The sequence below is a fragment of the Sinorhizobium sp. BG8 genome, assembly GCF_016864555.1.
Lineage (GTDB): Bacteria > Pseudomonadota > Alphaproteobacteria > Rhizobiales > Rhizobiaceae > BG8.
The window spans coordinates 2,019,707-2,037,150 of the sequence record NZ_CP044011.1 but is presented as its reverse complement, the minus strand read 5'-3'; the positions used below and the strand labels follow the sequence as shown (position 1 = coordinate 2,037,150).

Genomic DNA, 17,444 nt, shown 5'->3' with positions numbered 1-17,444 from the left:
TGTCAGGTCAGGGGTGCCCAGACACCCTCGGCGTTGCGGCAGGCCGCACCGCGCGTGACGGTCTCGCGTCCCTGGACTGTCACCGTATGGCTGTACTGGCGGCAGTTCTGCGAACCGACCTGATAGGGCGCGGCCGCAACCACCGAACCTGAAACGCCCTGCCCCTGCCAGACCACCGGCTGCCCGCCCGGCGCCGCCTCCAGCGCACGGTACTCCGCCTCGAGTGCCCGTTGCCGGTCCGCGCTGGAGATAGAGGCCACCTTGCTGCGATCGATCAATCCGCCCTGCAGGGAGGAAATATAGACCCCGGAATTTGCCGGGGTACTGCTCCTGGATGTCAGTAGACCGCCTCCGGTCGCCTTCGCGCCGGACGTCGAGGCACAACCCGAAAGCACGGATGCAGCCAGAATAGAGGGGATAAGGGCAACTCGGATATGCGTCTTCATCCAGCCAGACCGTCTCTCTTCATGCTCTGCCGGCAATCGCTGCCGAGTCGGAACAGTGCGAATATCCGCGCCACAGTTCACTCCCTTTTTGCACTGTCCGTTCGCTCAGGCAACATCCTTTGTCACCACCGGCAGTACGAGTTTTGCAAGCAGCCCTCCGGACTGGCCCCGCGAGAGGTTGAACTTACCCTGATACTCCGAGGTGATCTCGCTGACGATCGAAAGCCCGAGGCCCGTTCCAGGGCGACTTTCGTCCAGCCTTTTTCCCCGTTTCATCGCCTCTCTGATCTCCTCCGGCTCCAGCCCGGGACCGTCGTCTTCGACTTCGATGATCGCCCAGGTCAGGCGCGAGGCGCTGTCGTCGCCCGTCTCCGGAGGCGCAAGGCGTGCACGTATCGCGATCGAGTTGTGCGCATAGCGCGCCGCATTTTCCAGAAGATTGCCGACAGTTTCCTCGAGGTCCTGCTGCTCCATCGCGAGCGTCAGGTTCGGCGGGTCGACGGAAAGCGGGAAATTCCTGTCGGGATTGAGCCGCCGCATCACGCGCGCCAGCCGCTCGAGCGCGGGAAACACTTCCGTGCGCGCCAGCAGGGATTCGCGCTGGGCCGCGATCCGTGCCCGATTGAGGTAGGACTGAACCTGTCCCTGCATGGCTTCCGCCTGCGAGCGCACGAGTTCGCCATGCTGGGGTTCCAGGACGCGTGCCTCGTTCAGGAGCACGGCGATCGGCGTCTTCAGCGAGTGGGCGAGGTTCCCGACCTGCATGCGCGCGCGCTCGATAATGCGCCGGTTGCTGTCGATCAGGGCGTTGACCTCGACCGCAAGAGGCTGGATCTCGCGGGGAAAATCCCCCGCCAGGCGCTCGCTCTCGCCGGCGCGGATCTTTTCGAGCGCCTTGCGCGCGTGGTCGAGCGGTTTGAGGCCGATGAGGATCGCGACGCCGTTGAGGATGATGTTGCCGATGCCGAAACCCATCAGCGCGATGAACAGGCTGCGCGAAAAATCGTTGATGTCGTCCTCGAGCACGTTGCGCGCGCCGACGACCCTGAAGCGCGCGGTGCGCCCCTCCGCGTCGAGCACGACTTCCGTCTCGGCAACCTCGACGTCGTTGTTGAAGGAATCGCGGGTCGTGTAGTAGCGCTCGTAGCGCGTGTTGAAGGGTATCTTGTCGGTGTCCGGAATTGGAATGCTGCCGTTTCCGAGCGAAGTCGATGAAAGAGACGGCGACTTGAAGTTGTCGCCGATCGGCTCGACGATCCAGTACCAGCCGGTTCTCGGCTGGGAGAAACGCAGGTCGCCCAGCTGGGGGCTGCCCGACAGCGTTGCTTCCTCGTCGGCGGAAATCGAATTGATGACGTTGTAGAGCTGGGCGCGCAAAAGGTTTTGGAAGCTTTCTTCCACGCTCTGCCGATAGAGCGTCGAGATCACGATCGCGATCACGACGAGCGCGACCACGGCCCATAGGGTCGCGATCAGAAGCACCCGGAAGGTGAGTGAACGGGCCTTCGTCTTCTGCGAACTCGGCGTCACCAAGTGCGGTCACTTCCCTGTGTCGAACGCTTCAGTTTCAGGCGGAATGGGTTCCGGCTGCTGAGCTCCATCCGCTTGGTTCCTATTGGCTGCCGGCCGGCGGCTGCATGCGATAGCCAAGGCCGCGCACGGTCTCGATGAGATCGAGCCCGATCTTCTTGCGCAGCCTCCCGACGAAAACCTCGATCGTGTTCGAATCCCGATCGAAGTCCTGGTCGTACATGTGTTCGACCAGTTCGGTGCGCGAGACGACCTGCCCCATGTGATGCATCAGATACGACAGGAGACGATACTCGTGCGAGGTCAGCTTGAGGTGGACCCCGTCGACGGTTGCCTTGGAGGCCTTCGTGTCGAGCTTGACCGGACCGCAGACGATCTCGGAGCTCGCATGACCGGCAGCGCGGCGGATCAGCGCACGGATTCGGGCAAGCACTTCCTCGACATGGAAGGGCTTGGCGACATAGTCGTCCGCACCGGCATCGATGCCGGCAACCTTGTCGCTCCAGCGGTCGCGAGCCGTGAGAAGCAGGACCGGCATGCGTTTGCCCTGCGCGCGCCACTTCTCGAGCACGGTGATCCCGTCCATTTCCGGCAGGCCGATATCGAGGATGATCACATCATACGGCTCGCTGTCTCCCAGATAATGCCCCTCCTCGCCGTCGAAGGCCTGGTCGACAACGTAGCCGGCCTCCTTCAGCGTGTCGGTCAGCTGCCGGTTGAGATTGACGTCGTCCTCGACCACCAGAATGCGCATGCTCAGCCTGTCCCCTTACCTCTTCGCCCCGCGCCGGACAGCGTCCGGCCACGCAGGTTCAAACTACATTGGCACCCGAACCGTAACCTTGCGGGGACGGGCGTTTCCCTTTCCGGGCACGAGGACTGTCACGACGCACACGCCGTTCTTCGGCTGGGCAGAAAGCAGTTCGCCACCGGTTTCCGCCAGCACCTGACGCGCGGCCGCACTGCAATCGCCAGCGACCGTGACGAGGTCCGGTGCCTGTTCCGGCACCGAAGCACCGGACAGGACCATGCTAGCGGCGAATGCGGCTATAGTAAGTGGCGAAGCCATAGGTAAACTTTCGAACGCAGATCGACTTGGCCCAAAGGATTAACCGATCCACGCTGAATGGCAAATGAATGCGGCCCCATTCCACAATCACGGGTGGGCTTACTAGCGCAATGTCCTGCGGGCGCGAACTCGCCCTATAATTGCAACAAGTCCGCCCGCAGCGGCTGCAAGCGCGGCGATCGTTTCGACGAGCTCGGCCTGCTCCGCCCCGCTGATTTCCATGCCCGCAATGTTCGCGCAGGAGGCCACGATCGCGACCAGCGCACCCCAGACCGTCCGCGACCGGTACCATGCCTTCGTATCTTCCATGGCTCATTTCCCCGTTTCTAGAGAGTGATGGTTTGCTCGGCGGGAATGCCAAGGGGCACCGACTGGCCCTTCTGGCGCACGCGAAAGGAGATTTCCGTCCGGACAGTTCCGAAATCCGCAATCTCCGTATCGACGGGATAGACGTAGCTCGCATCCAGCAAGTCTACGGTGCGCACGGGGTCGTTCCCCGCGAGGATGTCCAGCCGGTAGGCCTCCTGCGGCTCATCCAGAGGAATGTCCGTCGAAAGCCAGCTGTCGGCATTGACCCGTCCTCTCCGCGTCCAGCTAAAGCGGATCTGGCCCGAGACATCGCGCCGCGCACGCAGATGCACCGGGGCGAGCGGCGTCAGCGCCCTCACGCCGCCTGCAAATGCGATCGGCCCGGCCATCCCGCCACCCCCGCCGATCCGCTCGGCAATCCAGTTGAGGCTGCGCCCGGCCTCGTCGGCAGCGATCCCCAACGGCCTGACGGCCTCGTCGAGCACGACCACCGCCGACTGCGCGGTATGGCCTGCGGCCATCGCGTCCTCCGATCCTGCAAGCCCGCGCAGCAGGCCGGACAGGCGCCAGCGCCCCCCGGAAATTTCCTCGGCGTCGAGGAACCCGATGATTTCCCACCGTCCGTCCGTCGAGGCGACCGCGATCCGGTTGGCGCCATCGAGAACGGACAGCCGGTCCGCAGAGCAAAGTCCGCCGTAGTCGATGTCTGTCACCAGGACATTGGCATGATCGAATCGGCCGACGACACCGGGGCCGAGCGAAGCGACAAGCCGGCCCGACCGCGCCGGCCGATCGACGCGCACGCGCGACCGGTAGCCTTCGAAGACCGGTGAAGACGAGACGAGAATGGGTTTCCACGGTCGCGTCTGGGCGGAAACCCGCGCGAAATCCTCGGGCTGGCCCGCCTCGTAGCCGGGCAGGTCGAGAAAGTGGAGGTCCGGCATGAAGGCCTGGGATGCGGAGAGCACCGCGCCTGTCGACCGCGGGGCTTCGTCGTCGTCCGGCTCGCCGCCTGCGCCCTCGGCACCCGCAAACGCCCTTGCCTCCACCTCGCGGACTTCCGCATCGGTCGTCCGCGTCACGAGAAACGAGCCCGACGGCCCGTCCACAAGGGTCACCACATCCCCCGGCACAGGGGCGAGCATGTTCGGAGGTAGGCGGAAGGAGATCTGGCGCTGGGCCATCCGATGGTCACGCAACGCCGCCTCCACCGCCTGCGCGGCCGCCCCCTCGTGGAGCACGCCGGGCAGCGAAAGCCGCATCACCCGGTCGTTGTCGACGACCATGCGCCGCGAGCGTGCGACAACGCGCGAGTAGGAGCCCTGGTCCGCGAAATGGTCGAGAATGACTTCTCCGGCGAGTTCGCTCGCATGCGCGCGCGTCTCCTCGAACGATGTCTCGTCCGGTCGCTCGGCGAGCACGGCGATTTCAGTCCCGGGTGCCGCCGCCCTCAGGCGCGAGCGGAACCTCAGCGTCCCGCCCTCCTCGATCGCGTCGATCTGGAACGCGGCCATCAGGCTTTCGAGAAGGCTGCGCGCCGATGTCTGCTCCGCCTGCACGAAACCGGAGAGGTCGCCTCCGACACCCGAGACGTCGTAGTCGTCAAACCCGTGATCCTCGAGAATGGCAGCGATCACGTCGGCCACCGTTCCTGCACCCAGCCTGCCGTTCAGCCAATGTCCCCGCTGCCAGTTGCCCCCGTCCGACCAGAGGTCTGTGTTTTCTGGGAACGCCGGATAGGGCCGCGCATCCCAGGTCCACAGGAAGATATGGTCGGCGTCGACCATTTCGGGATCGGCCTCGCCGCGCGTCCACCAGCCGAGATGCGCATCGAGGAACCGGCGCTGCAGCGCATCCGCTCTGAGACCGGTAGAGAAATAGGGAAGCGCATCCTCCGAACTCTTGGGATCGGTGAAGACATTGGGCTGGTTTGCGCCCTTGTCGACGGCCGGGCAACCGAGCTCGGTGAACCAGATCGGCTTCGAGCGCGGCACCCAGTCCGATGGGGAGGTTGCCCGGGTGCCGTCGCTCCGCCCGTGATGGTGGTTGGACCACCAGCTTTCGATGTCCTTGTATCGGTAGATCCAGGGTTCGCCGAAGAGGCCGTCGGTGATGGGAGCACGCTCGCGGGCGCGCCGGTCGGCCGCGCTCTGATAGTACCAGTCGAAACCCTCTCCCCGGGCGATCATCGCGCGCATGGCGCCGGCATCCTCGGAAAGTGAGAAGCCGTCTGGGTTGCCGGAAAGCGTATCGCCGTCGCGCCAGTCGGAGAGCGGCATGTAGTTGTCGATTCCCACGGCGTCGATTGCAGGCGAGGCCCAGAGCGGGTCGAGGTTGTAGTGAACCTCCCCGCTTCCGTCCGCGGGCTGGTAGCCGAAATACTCGCTCCAGTCGGCCCCATAAGTGAGCCTGGTTCCGGCACCGACGATGTCGCGCACATCCGACGCGAGGTCCCGCAAGGCGTCCACGAAGGGGAATTTTCCGTCGCCGTCGCGAACCCGCGTCAGGCCGCGCATCTCGGAGCCGACGATGAAGCCGTCCACGCCGCCTGCCGCCTTGGCCAGCAACGCGTAGTGAAGCACCATGCGCCGGAACCCTTCATCCGTTACCGGACCGGTGACGGTCTCGCCGGAAACCTCGAAATCCGCCTCCCGGGCAGCTCCGCAGAATTCTTCGACCTGTTCTCGCGCCTCCGCCGACCGGTCTGCGCTGCCGCTCTCGCCGATTGCGGGATGGCAGGTGATTCTGCCGCGCCATGGATAGGCTGCCTGCTCGCCGCCGCCATAGGGATCGGCGAGACCGTTGTCCTCCGGAATATCCATCAGCACGAAGGGGTACAGGTAGACCTTCAGCCCCCGTGCCTTGAGATCGCTGATCGCGGCCACGACGCTCGCATCGCTGGGCGTCCCGCCATAGGCCGGGCCACCGCCGCTGCGGCTGACGAGATGCGCGTCTGCTCGCAAGATCCCGCTGACGCTCCAGGGCCTGCTCTCGTCGTTTCGGCTTGCCACCTCGACGCCGGGAACGATGCGGCAGCGCCTTGCCCTGAGGTCCGTTCCGAACCAGGCCGTCACCAGCGCCACCCGCTCGAGGTTCGGGCAGAGGCTCTGCAGCTCGTCGATGGACACCGTCCAGTCCGTCTCCGCGATCATCGTATTGCGGTTGATGTTGCGTCCCGCACCCGAACCGGTCCGCTCGGTCACAAGCCGCGGATCGTAGCCGTGCTCGCTCGACCCGGGGATGATCGTGACGGCCCGGATGCGCTTTTCGAGCTTACCCACCGGCCGGATCACCTCGAATTGCAGCACCGGTATCCGGTTGCCGAATCCGTCAAGCGGCAGGTGCTCGAACACGGCATAGGCGAGGCCGCGATAGGCAGGCGCTTTCCCCTCGCCCTGCTTGGCCTCGATCAGCGGATCCGGCGCCTGTCCCTCGCGGCCCTTGTGAAGACGCATCTCGATCGTCGTGAGGTCGAGTTCGCGGCCGTCCGCCCAGATGCGCCGCACACCCGCGATCGGTCCCTCGCAGATGCCGACCGCGAAATTTCCGAAATAGCTGTAGGTTTCGACACGCGGTCCGGTCGCCTTGCCGCCCGAGCGTTCGCTGGTCACTTCCTCCTCGAAGCGCGTCGCCCAGATCAGCGTTCCGCCGATCCTGACCGTTCCGTAGACCCGATTGATGACTGTCCCCTCCTCGGCACCGGGTATGCGCGCGTCGGAGAGCCTCGCGCCGGTTATGGTCGTCATGCCGTTGATGATCGAACGATCCACGACCGATCCGGCGAGCGCACCCGCCGCGCGCCCGATGATCGCGCCGAACGGCCCGAAGACGCTGCCGAGGGCAGCACCGGCAGCTTGAAAGAGAATGGTGGCCATTCGTTCGGAACCTCGGCTGGGGGCGATGCCCAATCAGAGTGCGCGTTCTGGAAAGCGAAAGGCGGCGGCAATCCTCCGCCGCCAATGGGGAACCAGCGGCGATTCGACGACCGCTGCCTGTTCGTAGGCGTGAATGAAACGGTCCTTGCTGCTTGCAATGCCCGCATGCTTCGCCGCGCAGTCCGGCCGCCAGCGAAAGATCAGCACGTCGCCGGGGAGCATTTGCCCAGACGGAACGGGTTCCCCGAAATGGCGGCGGGCAGCCTGGAGCAGGCGCTCGTTTCCGCTCCGCTCCGCCCAGTCCCGCTGGTAGGCCACGGGTCGCTCCGGCTCGCTGCCGTAAACCTCGCGCCACACCCCGCGCACCAGTCCGAGGCAGTCGCACCCCACATGCTTTAGCGACGACTGGTGCCTGTAGGGGGTCCCTATCCAGCTGCGAGCGATCGAAACGACCGAGATCGCCATCGCGGACGTCGTCCCGCTCTCATTCATAGAGCGGCCGCCCATCATGCTCGGTGTCGCCGTCGGCATAGCTGTAGGTGAAATCGCTGCCCGGCATATGCGGAAAGCCGCGGAAATTCAGCGCATTGGCGAACTTTTTTCGACAGGTGGAAAAGCGCTTGTCGCAGCCCGCAACGATGCTGAAAACGTCGCCGGGAGAGACCGGCCTCGGCATCGGCAGCCACAGGACGATCTCCGTGGTGCCGCCCGCGGTGCGATGATCCTCGACGTCCGCCGCAAGTCCGTCGTTCTCGCCGCTCGAGAATGTCAGCAGCCCGTAGCGGAAGAAGCGCGAGGTGAAAACCGAAAGGCCCTCGACCTCCAGCCTCAGTTCGTCCTTCACCCTAACGACCGTTCCGGACGAGCGGAAGGCGCTGCTTGCGACGTTCACGCCGCAGCGCTCGTCTCCCAGAACCGCATCGCAGCGGTGGGCATAGACGCGTCCCTTCACCTGGTCGAGAGAATGAGTGAGGCGGCGGATCTCCGCGCGAAAGGCGTCGCCCGCCCGCGTCACCTCGCCGATCTCGCCGACCCTGAGCAACACGCGCTCGGACGGCGCCTGCCAGTTGACCACGAAGACCTCCACCCGAGCGCCGTCGTAGCGGCCGGCCGTCAGGTCCTCGTCTCGGATCGCTTCCGAGGAGAAGGCGCCCGCGACCTCGCTCGCCTCGGCCGAAAGTCCGCTCGTCTCCTCCGTGTCGCTCGCCTGGAAACCGCTCGCCGCCAGAAAGGTGGTGCCGGCGAACACCAGGTCGTGGTCGTGTTCGGTGAACCCGAGAGCGGTCCCGTCGCGTCGCGTCACGCGCCAGGCGTGGCAGATGGTCGTTGCATCGCCTTCGAGATGGCCGGCAAGGGCATCGGGGATGGTTCTCACGGCTTGATCTCCACCAGCGGGACGGAGGGAATGCGCCCGGCGTTGAACTGGGCGAGATCGATGTCGATCCGGTCCGTATCGAAGCGAACGGGCACGTCGAATTCGAAGCCGGCCCGCACTTCGAGCCCGGCCGCGGGTACGTGCCCTGCCGCGAAAGTCACCGTTCCGGTCGTCTGGTCGACGGCGTAGCGGCTGGAGGGCACCGTCTCTCCGCCGACACTGAGCGAAACCGAGCCGGCAATCGGCTTCTCGATTGCCCTCGACATGGAGCCACCTGCATCGGCATAGGTCTTCACCAGTTGAAACGCCGCGGTCTCGCCGTCCCCCGTCCCGATCAACTGGTCGGTCGCAGCGATGCTCGCGCTCGGCGCACAGGACTTGAAGTCGACAGGATCACGAAACCGGAAGCCGTGGAACTGCCCGGCCCGCGCCTCGAAGAAGGCGAGCACGGCGTAAAGGTCGTCGGCCGAGCGCACGCCCGACCCCGCATCGTAACGTCGGCGGGCGTCGCGCCACCGGCGGTTCCGGCTCTCGCGACCGTTGCTCAGGCTGACGATGTCCGTCCGCCTGACCGGCCCGCCACTCGTTCCGAGCGCAATGCGCAGGGGAAACCGTACTTCGTGAAATCCGCTTGTCATGGTGTGATTCGAAGCTCGCTTTACGACGTTGGGAAATGCCGCGGGCTCAAAGATGCCGCTGGCCGCGCCCGGCCGCCCGCGTGACCATCGCGGCGATCTGCCCTTCCGATTTGCGGAAGCTCGCGGCATCCGTCGCAGTCACGTTGAAGATGATCTGGCTCCCGCCGCCCTGGCTTGCCGCCACACCCAGGGAACCGTCGGCACCACGCCTCAGCGGCAGGATCGCTTCCGCGCCGGCCTCGCCCATCAGCCCCAGCCCCGATCCGCCGGAGAAATAGGTCGGCGAAGAAACGACGCCGCCCTTGGCGAAGGGTGTCACGCTTCCGACGAGGCTCGACAGGCCGGAGGAGATCAATCCCTCGAACGGCTTCAGGCCCGCCGATAGCGCGATGTCGGTGATGCGCGTTGCCAGTCCCTTCAACACGTCGTCGAGCCCCTTGCCGTCTGTCGCGGCCGACTTCAGCGCGCTGCCGAGTGCGGATCCGAACGAGCGCGACCGACGCTCCAGGTCGTCGAGAGCATCCCGCAGCGCTTCGGCCTCGTCGGCCGTCTGCGCCAGTGGTACCTGGTCAGTATCCATGTATTTCTCCGATCCTGCTCGATCTCATGCCGCTGGCGAAGCGTCGGGAAAGGCCCTCATCAGCGCCTCCAGGCCCGCGCGGTCGGGCGTTCCTGCTCTTGGCGAACGCCCGCCGAGCGCCGCATGCAGTTCGCGGGGCGTCAGGGACCAGAATTCGCGTGGGGAAAGCCGCAACCCGGCGAGCCCGGCGTGAAGCACCGCATCCCAGGGAAAGGGAAGCGGCTCCGCCGTCATGCCCCGGGCTGCGGCTCCGGAGGGTTTTCGCCGCCGCCGTCCGTCGCCTCCCCGAAGGTGGCGGTGAGGAGCGCCGAAACGGTCCAGGCGAAGCCGGAAAGACCACCCTCGGCAACCATGCCGGCGACCTCGTCGTCCGTAATGATGTTGCCGCCGCCGCGAAGGCCCGCGCCAATGATATGGATTATGTCCAGGGCCCTGAGCTGTCCGGACGCGAACCGCCCGGCGAGGGCGGCAAGGTTGTCCGCCGCAAAGGCCGTCTCGAGTTCCGCAAGCGCACCGAGCGTCAGGCAGAGGATCCGCCTTTCGCCGTCGAGTATCGCCTCGATCTCGCCGCGGTGACGGTTAGCCCGCGCCCCCATCAGAGAGCCCCGAACGACAATGCGCCCGCAGATTCCAGCGAAAGCTCGAACTGCACCTCGCCGTCATGGGCGCCCGAGTAATCAAGGGCGGTGATCTGGAAGGGCCCGGTCACCGTGCCGAAGTCCGGTACCACCATCTGCCAGTCGAGGATTATGCCTCCGAAGAAGGCGGAGCGGACCAGGGCATCCGATGCCTGGTCCTTGAAGATGCCACTGCCCGTCACCGACGCGCGCTGCACGCCCGCCCCCGCCAGAAGCTCCCGCCATCGGCCGCTCGACTGGGCGTCCGTCACGTCCACGGTCTGTGCATTGAACGAGAGCCGCTTCGTGCGCAATCCGGCCACCGTCGCATAGGAGCCGCCGTCTTCGACCTTCAGGAGAAGGTCCCTGCCTTTTTGTGCCGCCATGGCAATTCCTTTCCGCAGTAGAAGATGCGCAGCGCGGGCGCCGCCATGAAATGGATGTCTCCGCCGACCGGGCGATCTCGAGTGAAATCCGTCGCCCTACTCGGTTACGGCGCGAAACCGCATCTCGGCCCGGTGATAACGGGTCTTTCCATCGCGGCGGATACGGGTCGTGCGGTGAAGGAGGCTCACCAGATGGAACCCCTCGATCGTAAGATCGGCGTCGTGGAGCAGCAGGCGCACCCGGGCCGCGATGGTCTGAACCTCCAGATGCCCGCCGTTCTCCGACCAGGCATCGATGGTGACCAGGTGCTCCTCGCCCTCCTCCGTCGCGGTGGAGCGGTCCGAACTGTCGATCGATCGGATCACCACCAGCGGCAGGCTCGGTTTGGCGAGCAGCCGGTCGGTAACGCCTGCAGCACCGACGAGCGCCATCAGCGCCGCATCCGTGCTCAGCCTCTGGAAGATCGCTTTCTGGAGGGCGGCAGCCGCGCTCATCGTCCGACCTCCTCGCAGTGGCAGACGAGATAGCGCCTGCTCTCGTCGGGATCGCGGAATGCGCGGATCGCAAAGATCCGCCCACCCTTGCGAAAGCGCATGTCGCCTGAAATGTCACCCCGGTGGCGAAGCCAGATTCGGTGGGTCACGGTCATCGGCTCGGACGCCGCCTCCTCGTCGCGCAGGCCGGAGACCGGTTCGACGCGAGCCCACAGCGTTGCGACGGCCGAGAACGCGTCCGCGGCCCCACCCTGCCCGTCCGGTTCAGCCTCGGGCATTTCCAGGATCAGCCGCGCGCTGAAGGCGCCGGGATCGAAGGTTGCGAGCGCCATCAGAGCCTCCGGATCCTGTAGGGAGCAACCAGACGGTCGTAGCCGGGCGGGATCGTACCCGGCTGCATCGCCGCGTCGAGCACGCCCCTCAGTTCGAACATCGCCGCCACGTGGAGCAGCAGCGCCCGCTTCAGCACGTCGGGCACCTCCGCGCCCGTCTCGCCGAAGCCCGCCGTGAAGTCGATCTCTATCCCGTTCACCGCCCGCCCCGTCGGCGGCCGGCGCGGCAGGAAGAGGCGGGAGGGTCGCGCAGCACCGTCGAGCACGAACCCAGAGGGATCGACCTCCAGCGGCGCACCCGCGTCATCATAAACCGTCACCGTTTCAATGGTTTGGACCGGTCCCCTGGCAATCTGAATCACGCCTGCGGAAGGCCAGCGGTCGAGGTAGAGCCGGAAGCTGCGCACCATCAGCGCAAGCCCGGTTTGTCCTTCGAGATGCAGCCTTGCGGCGGCAATGAGCGAGGTGATGAGCGTATCCTCGTCGTCCTCGTCCAGGCGCAGGTGCGCCTTCGCCTCGGCGAGCGTGATGGGTTCGGCCGCCGGCGGCGTCAGTTCTGCAATCGTCATGGATGGGGTCCTGTCAGCAAGGGCAGTGATGCGGGCGTGGCAACCGGAGCCGCGAGCGAGAAATGCGGGCGGCACCGTCCGAGGCCCGCGGGAGGAATGCGGGCGGACGCGGTGGGAGGAACCGCGCCCGCCTGAGCCCCGGCGGCAGGGAAGATGTCCGCCGGCGCCGTTTCTCAATTCGCCGCGAACTTCAGGAGCTTGATCGCCTCGAAGTTCTGCACGCCGCCACCCACGCGCTTCGTCGTGTAGAAGAGCACGTAAGTCCTAATTGCGTTTTACACTACTTATTCTTAAAGCCTTGGAAGGAAAGAGTTTTCCCTTAAGTCGCTGTTGCTGCTGACCAGATAGCGTCGATCTCTTCTGCTGTCTTTCCCGCTCGCAACGCGATCAACACCACGAGTGGATCGAGACGATTGAACGACTGAGCGTCTTCCCATGCGATCTGCAAATCCTCCTGTTCGCTATCATCCGCGACCGACATAACCGCAGCAATGATTACGGCTGTCGTCATTCCGGCGTTCTTAAACGCTGTACGGAATGCGACACGCGACAGCGGAAGCATTGATGCGCGGAGTTCTTCGACTGTCGGTGCAACAAACGGGGCAATCTCATATGAGCCTTCGTTGTCGATGAGCCATTGTCGGATGACTGGCCCAAGTCCGAATGTATCGTCGGGTGCGCTAACGTAATCGCAGCGATAACGCTCGCCATTCATATCCGTAAGATCGACATCGAGAATATAGACGCCCTCATCACGAGTTGCCCGGACCGAAAATACGCTATGCAGAACCGCATTGTTTGATGTGTTTTCAATAGTCATTTTAATATCCCTTATGCAGTTCGCTGGAAGAGACCATACGAACCATCATCGTCGCCTCTTGCACGGTATGTTCCCGACAACGTTCCATCGCTTGAACCGGAATTGTTCGTGTAGCGTCGTGTGTCGGTGTTCATCAGATAGATTGTTGAAGAACCGTTTCGCGCTACGTTTGATCCGTTCAAACGCACGTAAACCAGATGACCCAATGGGAAACTGGTCGTTGCGGCCGATGTCGTTGTGCTGACTTCAGCCGCAATGAAGCCCAATGCGTGAGTGTGACTCGACGTGCTTACACTGTTTGTTGTACTGTTGGTGATATTCGCGGGAGTACCCAATGTGATGACTTGATTGGCGCTCAGTGCACCACCACCTGTCAAGCCATTACCTGCGGTAACTGTACGAGCAGGAGTTACCGGCGTATATCCCAGTTTTCCGTTGATCACTGCGGCTGTTACATTACCATTAGTCCAAATCTGCTGACCATTCGCATATGCATTGTTCGTATCCATTTCGAACTGCATCATCGTGGCCCACGTAGCGCCGTTATCCGGCGACTGCTGAATGTAGAAATTATTGCTGTTCGTGTAGAGACGAGAACTGTACTGACCAGACGTTGTGTCGATCATATCGATGACCGGTCCACTGTTTGAAATCGTTAGGTTACCGGTGGTGCTAAACGAGGCGTTATCGCGGAACAGACGTGCTGCTTCATAGCCATCTACGAGATCGGCGTCCAAGCCAGTACCAGCACCATCATTACCGGCGTGCCAGACCGTGTTTCCGCCTGCTGTTACACTTGCTGTGCTCATAGCCACTGATGAGCCAACGACGTTCACAGCAGCAAGCACGCCGTTGTTGCGGAACAGGATTTCGTTGTTGTCGATGATCACGTTTGCGCTGTTGTCTGCTCCGACCTGAAATCCATGAGCAGTTGACGTTTCGCTTGCATCAGTTGTGCTGAGCAAACGAATCCGGTTCGCAGTTAACGTATCCATTCCATCGTAGGAGCCGCTGATAACTGTGTTCGGAACAATGCCAGACGATAGGTTCGATGCATTCAGATTCGTCAGTGCAACGCCGTTGCCTGTGAATGTCGCTGCGGTCACGTTTCCCGTATACTTGGCTCCTGCGCCATTCACGATGCGGAATGCAGTGCCGTCATATACGAGTTCCGTAAATTGACCTGAACCGATGTCACCGGCAACGAGTGCCGTTCCATCCCCGCGCAAGATGCTTTTTGCACCGAGAGCGTTGATATTGAGGGTCATCGCGTCGGTATTCGTCGCATTCGCCCAGAATGCGAAACGCTCGCCTTTGGCATACGAGACCGGCCCTTGCGAGAATGTTAGGACTGCCGCTGTTACGGAACCTGTTGTTGTGTAAGCGGCGTTGATGCGATTGTAGAACCGCTTCAACGCGCCTCGCGTGCCTCTGAGGATCGGTGCGATTGTGCTTGGTGCGTAACCGCCCTGAACGCCGTCTGGTGCTGCACCTGTGTTAGATGCGTCCAGTTCGGACCATTTTTGATCAATGATATCTACCATTGGTGATCACCGCTTTCTTATTCTTGTTATTGGGTGGTCACGCTTGCTGCGTGTTTCCGTATTTACCTTGGGGCGCTGTTTTCCTCGTCATATCCGGCTGCGCGGAGGTACTCGAAAACGGCCGTGCGCGTCGCCGCGTTCGGGGTCTTTTCGGCAATGTCGATGAGTTTGCCCACATACCGGCGAAGGCCGCCCTTCTCGACCTGGGCCTTTGGAATACCGGCGAGCCAGTTCACGGTCTGCGGATCAGACAGCATTCGCGACTGGTAGCCCCTCGATGCCGCGTTCACCGCTTTCGCACCGGCTGCGGCAGCAAAGCCCTTCGGACCTGCAAATGCTGCTGCCAGCAGGCTCGTCTTGTCGAAGGGGTTCAACTGGCTAAGAACCGTGCGATGGTTCGTGCTGTTGGAGTGGTTCGCGTGCTTGCGATACTTCGTCCAAGAATCCGCAACGCGAGCGAGACGATCCAAGTCCTGACGATATGTGCTGCGATCCGTGCCTTTGAACAAAACGTCCTTGGCTTCCGGTGACATGGTTTTCCAGTTGCGCATGAACTGACCGGGATCGAAACTCGCCGTATCGTCGGCTGTTTTCAAACCCATTCGCTCGACAACGGAACCCGTCAGATTGTCCCACGTGGCTTTGCCCTCCGGGGTCTTCTCGATCTGACGGCGGATCATGTTCAAGCGGGACCCGCCCTCTTTGGACTTGCCCATGACATAACCGTAGATTTCTTCCGGCATGTTCTTGTTGAGCAGCGTGCTTGGTGCGCTACCTTTGCCGAAGCCAGTTTCGCCATCAACCGTGCGTCGATAGTGGTTGTTTGCCTTACGGAAAGCCTGCAATGCGTCATCACCAGCGGCACCCGCCGTTGCTTCCATGTCCGTGGTCAGTGCCTTTCGCAGATCGTCCAGATATGACTTCAACGCGGGGTCTACATCGCGATCGTTGGCAATACGGCTGATCGCCGTGCGTGCTTCCTTCAACTTCGTGAAAGACATGCCCTTGTCGATATCTGCGGTAATCGCCTTGGTCTGCTCAATTGCCTTGTTGATTTGAGGACCACGGTTCAGGCTTTCCGACTTGCCCATGGCCTTCTTCGTCTCACCTAGCGATTTTAGGAAATCCTTGGTTGCTGTACCGGAAACGGCGTTTTCTCCGGTCAATCGACCAACGTCATCATAGAGGCTTTCCGAACGGGCAAATGCTGCATCTTTCGCGGCCTGTGCCTGCGTGCGGAGCATTTCACCGAGTTCCTGTCGGCTATTGGTCTTCGCACCCGGATTGTTGCGGGAAATGAGATCGTCAACGATGCGACCGAACTCTGTGCCCTGTGCTTCAAAGGCATCATCGATACGGCCCTGTATCTCGCGGCTAGTGTTAGCAAGCGCATGTTCCTTCAAGCCCGCACGTGTCGAACCGGACACCATGCCGGTCGTCGGCTGAACACCGATATCTCGGAAGTCCTGCGCACGCTGAGCGATTTTCGCGGTGTCGTCGGCTTCCCCGATGATGGCGGTCTTGACGGGATTGAACCCGGAACGCGGCTGAACCGGCACTGTCTCAGAGGCAATCTTCGCCTTCGGAAACGCAGTTCGGGCTGGCGAGAAGACCGTGGCGAACTCAAAAGCGCGACCGATCCCCTCTTCGCTCGTCGGGTCAATCTCACCGGACATTGCCTGTCCCGGCAACATGACCGCGCGCTTCACCGCGCCGAGCAAACCTGCATCGCTGTCGAAGGAATATTCGGAGCCGTCATCGGCATTCCAACTAACAGGCAGCAACATACCGAGTTCACGTTCGCGAGGTGCTTCCGCTGGCTGCTCTGCTTCCGCATTCGACCAATCGCGTTCCCATGGCATTCCGCCCGTTGGCTTCGCTTCTATGGCTGGCTTCTCACGCTCTGGATCATTCCAATCCATTTCCCATGGCATAGCCATATTAGACCCTCCATCCACCGAGGCCACCGAGACCTCCGATCTGCTTCTGTTTCTTCAATAGTTCCATGAGTTCCTCCGGCTGCATCTGTGCGAGCGAACTAATTCCACCCGGAATGTTCTGCTGTGCACCGGGGGCTGAACTCATCAGTGCGAGTTCCACTGGCTGCGCCGAATTGCGACGTGCTGCACCTGCTTGTGCTGCGGCCTGAATCTGCTTGTTTGCATCTGCGCCGGAATCCGCAAACGCCGAACTGAGCGCACCAAGCATATTGATGCCCTTCTTTGTGTTCACGCCCATGAACGTGTCAGGGAGAACATTCGGCAAGACCGATGCCTTTGCCTGTTCCGGCGTCTCCGAACCAAGCAAGCGGTCAAAGACCTTTGTGCCAAGGCTACGATCATCGACTTCGGCTACTGCTGGCGTCTCCGGTGTTGGTGAAGCCGCTGCAATCACCTCCGCAACCGGATCGTACTTCGAGCCGTTGTATGCGGACTTCAGCCAATCCGGCGCACTGTCGCCCTTGCCGCCTGCTCCCCAAACACCGGGATTGCCACCGCCGATGTGCATGGAACCCGCTTGCATGTAGCCGGGACCGGCACCGAAGCCGGTAATGCCGTTGGCTTTGCCGCGACTGACAATCTCCTGAAAGACCGGCAAATCTTCCTTGTTTGCCCAGTCCAATTTGCGACCGTCCTTGTAGAAGAAAGCATCGGCTGCGCCGCCGTGGTCATGTCGAACACTGCCGACACGAGCGCCGCCCTCGTCTTTACCGGGCTGACCGCCGGAAAAGACTTCCATCGTAATGCCCATGTCCTGCAAGTATGCGAGACGCTTAATCAGATCGTCGTCTAGCGGGCGATTACGTGTCGCTTTCTGATTTCTATAGGTAATATAACCTGCCACTGCATTCCTCGTCCC

The 17,444-nt window shown here is 62.6% G+C and carries 21 protein-coding genes; all 21 read right to left on the bottom strand.

Going from position 1 to position 17,444, the window contains the following annotated elements:
• Positions 1-2 precede the first annotated feature (2 nt).
• The 21 genes from F3Y30_RS09565 to F3Y30_RS09465 all read right to left on the bottom strand — a co-directional run bounded on the left by F3Y30_RS09565 (position 3) and on the right by F3Y30_RS09465 (position 17,429).
• Positions 3-446 (bottom strand): hypothetical protein, encoded by a 444-nt coding sequence (locus tag F3Y30_RS09565; RefSeq protein WP_203426204.1) that lies wholly within the window; start codon positions 444-446, stop codon positions 3-5.
• Positions 447-551: 105 nt separating this feature from the next.
• Positions 552-1,979 carry a HAMP domain-containing sensor histidine kinase gene (locus tag F3Y30_RS09560; RefSeq protein ID WP_203426203.1) on the bottom strand — a complete coding sequence of 476 codons (1,428 nt, stop codon included), beginning with the start codon at positions 1,977-1,979 and terminating at the stop codon, positions 552-554.
• 79 nt (positions 1,980-2,058) lie between these two features.
• On the bottom strand, positions 2,059-2,730 hold the full coding sequence (locus tag F3Y30_RS09555; RefSeq protein WP_203426202.1) for a response regulator transcription factor: 672 nt from the start codon (positions 2,728-2,730) through the stop codon (positions 2,059-2,061).
• Between the two features lie 63 nt (positions 2,731-2,793).
• Complete coding sequence (locus tag F3Y30_RS09550) at positions 2,794-3,045, bottom strand: hypothetical protein (RefSeq protein ID WP_203426201.1); 252 nt, start codon at positions 3,043-3,045, stop codon at positions 2,794-2,796.
• A gap of 102 nt (positions 3,046-3,147) precedes the next feature.
• Complete coding sequence (locus F3Y30_RS09545; RefSeq protein WP_203426200.1) at positions 3,148-3,354, bottom strand: hypothetical protein; 207 nt, start codon at positions 3,352-3,354, stop codon at positions 3,148-3,150.
• Between the two features lie 17 nt (positions 3,355-3,371).
• Positions 3,372-7,229 carry a glycoside hydrolase TIM-barrel-like domain-containing protein gene (locus F3Y30_RS09540; RefSeq protein ID WP_203426199.1) on the bottom strand — a complete coding sequence of 1,286 codons (3,858 nt, stop codon included), beginning with the start codon at positions 7,227-7,229 and terminating at the stop codon, positions 3,372-3,374.
• A 33-nt stretch (positions 7,230-7,262) separates the two neighbouring features.
• Positions 7,263-7,721, bottom strand: coding sequence for an NlpC/P60 family protein (locus tag F3Y30_RS09535; protein WP_203426198.1), 459 nt, complete (start codon positions 7,719-7,721; stop codon positions 7,263-7,265).
• Positions 7,714-8,604 carry a DUF2163 domain-containing protein gene (locus F3Y30_RS09530; RefSeq protein ID WP_203426197.1) on the bottom strand — a complete coding sequence of 297 codons (891 nt, stop codon included), beginning with the start codon at positions 8,602-8,604 and terminating at the stop codon, positions 7,714-7,716. Before F3Y30_RS09530 ends, F3Y30_RS09535 begins: the two co-directional genes overlap by 8 nt.
• Complete coding sequence (locus tag F3Y30_RS09525; protein WP_203426196.1) at positions 8,601-9,242, bottom strand: DUF2460 domain-containing protein; 642 nt, start codon at positions 9,240-9,242, stop codon at positions 8,601-8,603. Before F3Y30_RS09525 ends, F3Y30_RS09530 begins: the two co-directional genes overlap by 4 nt.
• A gap of 46 nt (positions 9,243-9,288) precedes the next feature.
• The gene (locus F3Y30_RS09520; protein ID WP_203426195.1) at positions 9,289-9,822 is read right to left on the bottom strand and encodes a phage tail tape measure protein; all 534 of its coding nucleotides are present in this window, start codon (positions 9,820-9,822) and stop codon (positions 9,289-9,291) included.
• Between the two features lie 24 nt (positions 9,823-9,846).
• A complete protein-coding gene (locus F3Y30_RS09515) occupies positions 9,847-10,056 on the bottom strand; it encodes a rcc01693 family protein (protein ID WP_203426194.1) in 210 nt (69 codons plus the stop codon).
• Entirely contained in the window at positions 10,053-10,418 is a 366-nt protein-coding gene (locus F3Y30_RS09510) for a gene transfer agent family protein (RefSeq protein WP_203426193.1), read from the bottom strand. Before F3Y30_RS09510 ends, F3Y30_RS09515 begins: the two co-directional genes overlap by 4 nt.
• Positions 10,418-10,825, bottom strand: a complete 408-nt coding sequence (locus F3Y30_RS09505; RefSeq protein ID WP_203426192.1) for a phage major tail protein, TP901-1 family — start codon at positions 10,823-10,825, stop codon at positions 10,418-10,420. Before F3Y30_RS09505 ends, F3Y30_RS09510 begins: the two co-directional genes overlap by 1 nt.
• 96 nt (positions 10,826-10,921) lie before the next feature.
• A complete protein-coding gene (locus F3Y30_RS09500) occupies positions 10,922-11,320 on the bottom strand; it encodes a DUF3168 domain-containing protein (RefSeq protein ID WP_203426191.1) in 399 nt (132 codons plus the stop codon).
• Positions 11,317-11,652, bottom strand: coding sequence for a phage head closure protein (locus F3Y30_RS09495; protein ID WP_203426190.1), 336 nt, complete (start codon positions 11,650-11,652; stop codon positions 11,317-11,319). The genes F3Y30_RS09500 and F3Y30_RS09495 overlap by 4 nt, the downstream gene beginning before the upstream one ends.
• A complete protein-coding gene (locus tag F3Y30_RS09490; RefSeq protein WP_203426189.1) occupies positions 11,652-12,221 on the bottom strand; it encodes a head-tail connector protein in 570 nt (189 codons plus the stop codon). Before F3Y30_RS09490 ends, F3Y30_RS09495 begins: the two co-directional genes overlap by 1 nt.
• Positions 12,222-12,394: 173 nt before the next feature.
• A complete protein-coding gene (locus F3Y30_RS26320; RefSeq protein WP_281435460.1) occupies positions 12,395-12,478 on the bottom strand; it encodes a hypothetical protein in 84 nt (27 codons plus the stop codon).
• Positions 12,479-12,540: 62 nt separating this feature from the next.
• On the bottom strand, positions 12,541-13,041 hold the full coding sequence (locus F3Y30_RS09480; protein ID WP_203426188.1) for a hypothetical protein: 501 nt from the start codon (positions 13,039-13,041) through the stop codon (positions 12,541-12,543).
• Positions 13,042-13,052: 11 nt separating this feature from the next.
• Positions 13,053-14,585 carry a hypothetical protein gene (locus tag F3Y30_RS09475; RefSeq protein WP_203426187.1) on the bottom strand — a complete coding sequence of 511 codons (1,533 nt, stop codon included), beginning with the start codon at positions 14,583-14,585 and terminating at the stop codon, positions 13,053-13,055.
• Between the two features lie 62 nt (positions 14,586-14,647).
• Complete coding sequence (locus tag F3Y30_RS09470) at positions 14,648-16,525, bottom strand: hypothetical protein (protein ID WP_203426186.1); 1,878 nt, start codon at positions 16,523-16,525, stop codon at positions 14,648-14,650.
• Between the two features lies 1 nt (position 16,526).
• On the bottom strand, positions 16,527-17,429 hold the full coding sequence (locus tag F3Y30_RS09465) for a hypothetical protein (protein WP_203426185.1): 903 nt from the start codon (positions 17,427-17,429) through the stop codon (positions 16,527-16,529).
• Between the last annotated feature and the right edge of the window lie 15 nt (positions 17,430-17,444).

Excerpts from the sequence above, each read along its gene's own strand:
- F3Y30_RS09535 (WP_203426198.1), bottom strand. The coding sequence starts at position 7,721 with ATGAATGAGAGCGGGACGACGTCCGCGATGGCGATCTCGGTCGTTTCG.
- F3Y30_RS09515 (WP_203426194.1), bottom strand. The coding sequence starts at position 10,056 with ATGACGGCGGAGCCGCTTCCCTTTCCCTGGGATGCGGTGCTTCACGCC.
- F3Y30_RS09480 (WP_203426188.1), bottom strand. The coding sequence starts at position 13,041 with ATGACTATTGAAAACACATCAAACAATGCGGTTCTGCATAGCGTATTT.
- F3Y30_RS09495 (WP_203426190.1), bottom strand. The coding sequence starts at position 11,652 with ATGGCGCTCGCAACCTTCGATCCCGGCGCCTTCAGCGCGCGGCTGATC.
- F3Y30_RS09540 (WP_203426199.1), bottom strand. The coding sequence starts at position 7,229 with ATGGCCACCATTCTCTTTCAAGCTGCCGGTGCTGCCCTCGGCAGCGTC.
- F3Y30_RS09565 (WP_203426204.1), bottom strand. The coding sequence starts at position 446 with ATGAAGACGCATATCCGAGTTGCCCTTATCCCCTCTATTCTGGCTGCA.
- F3Y30_RS09520 (WP_203426195.1), bottom strand. The coding sequence starts at position 9,822 with ATGGATACTGACCAGGTACCACTGGCGCAGACGGCCGACGAGGCCGAA.
- F3Y30_RS09555 (WP_203426202.1), bottom strand. The coding sequence starts at position 2,730 with ATGCGCATTCTGGTGGTCGAGGACGACGTCAATCTCAACCGGCAGCTG.
- F3Y30_RS09490 (WP_203426189.1), bottom strand. The coding sequence starts at position 12,221 with ATGACGATTGCAGAACTGACGCCGCCGGCGGCCGAACCCATCACGCTC.
- F3Y30_RS09550 (WP_203426201.1), bottom strand. The coding sequence starts at position 3,045 with ATGGCTTCGCCACTTACTATAGCCGCATTCGCCGCTAGCATGGTCCTG.
- F3Y30_RS09475 (WP_203426187.1), bottom strand. The coding sequence starts at position 14,585 with ATGGTAGATATCATTGATCAAAAATGGTCCGAACTGGACGCATCTAAC.
- F3Y30_RS09525 (WP_203426196.1), bottom strand. The coding sequence starts at position 9,242 with ATGACAAGCGGATTTCACGAAGTACGGTTTCCCCTGCGCATTGCGCTC.
- F3Y30_RS09545 (WP_203426200.1), bottom strand. The coding sequence starts at position 3,354 with ATGGAAGATACGAAGGCATGGTACCGGTCGCGGACGGTCTGGGGTGCG.
- F3Y30_RS09500 (WP_203426191.1), bottom strand. The coding sequence starts at position 11,320 with ATGAGCGCGGCTGCCGCCCTCCAGAAAGCGATCTTCCAGAGGCTGAGC.
- F3Y30_RS09505 (WP_203426192.1), bottom strand. The coding sequence starts at position 10,825 with ATGGCGGCACAAAAAGGCAGGGACCTTCTCCTGAAGGTCGAAGACGGC.
- F3Y30_RS09470 (WP_203426186.1), bottom strand. The coding sequence starts at position 16,525 with ATGGCTATGCCATGGGAAATGGATTGGAATGATCCAGAGCGTGAGAAG.
- F3Y30_RS09510 (WP_203426193.1), bottom strand. The coding sequence starts at position 10,418 with ATGGGGGCGCGGGCTAACCGTCACCGCGGCGAGATCGAGGCGATACTC.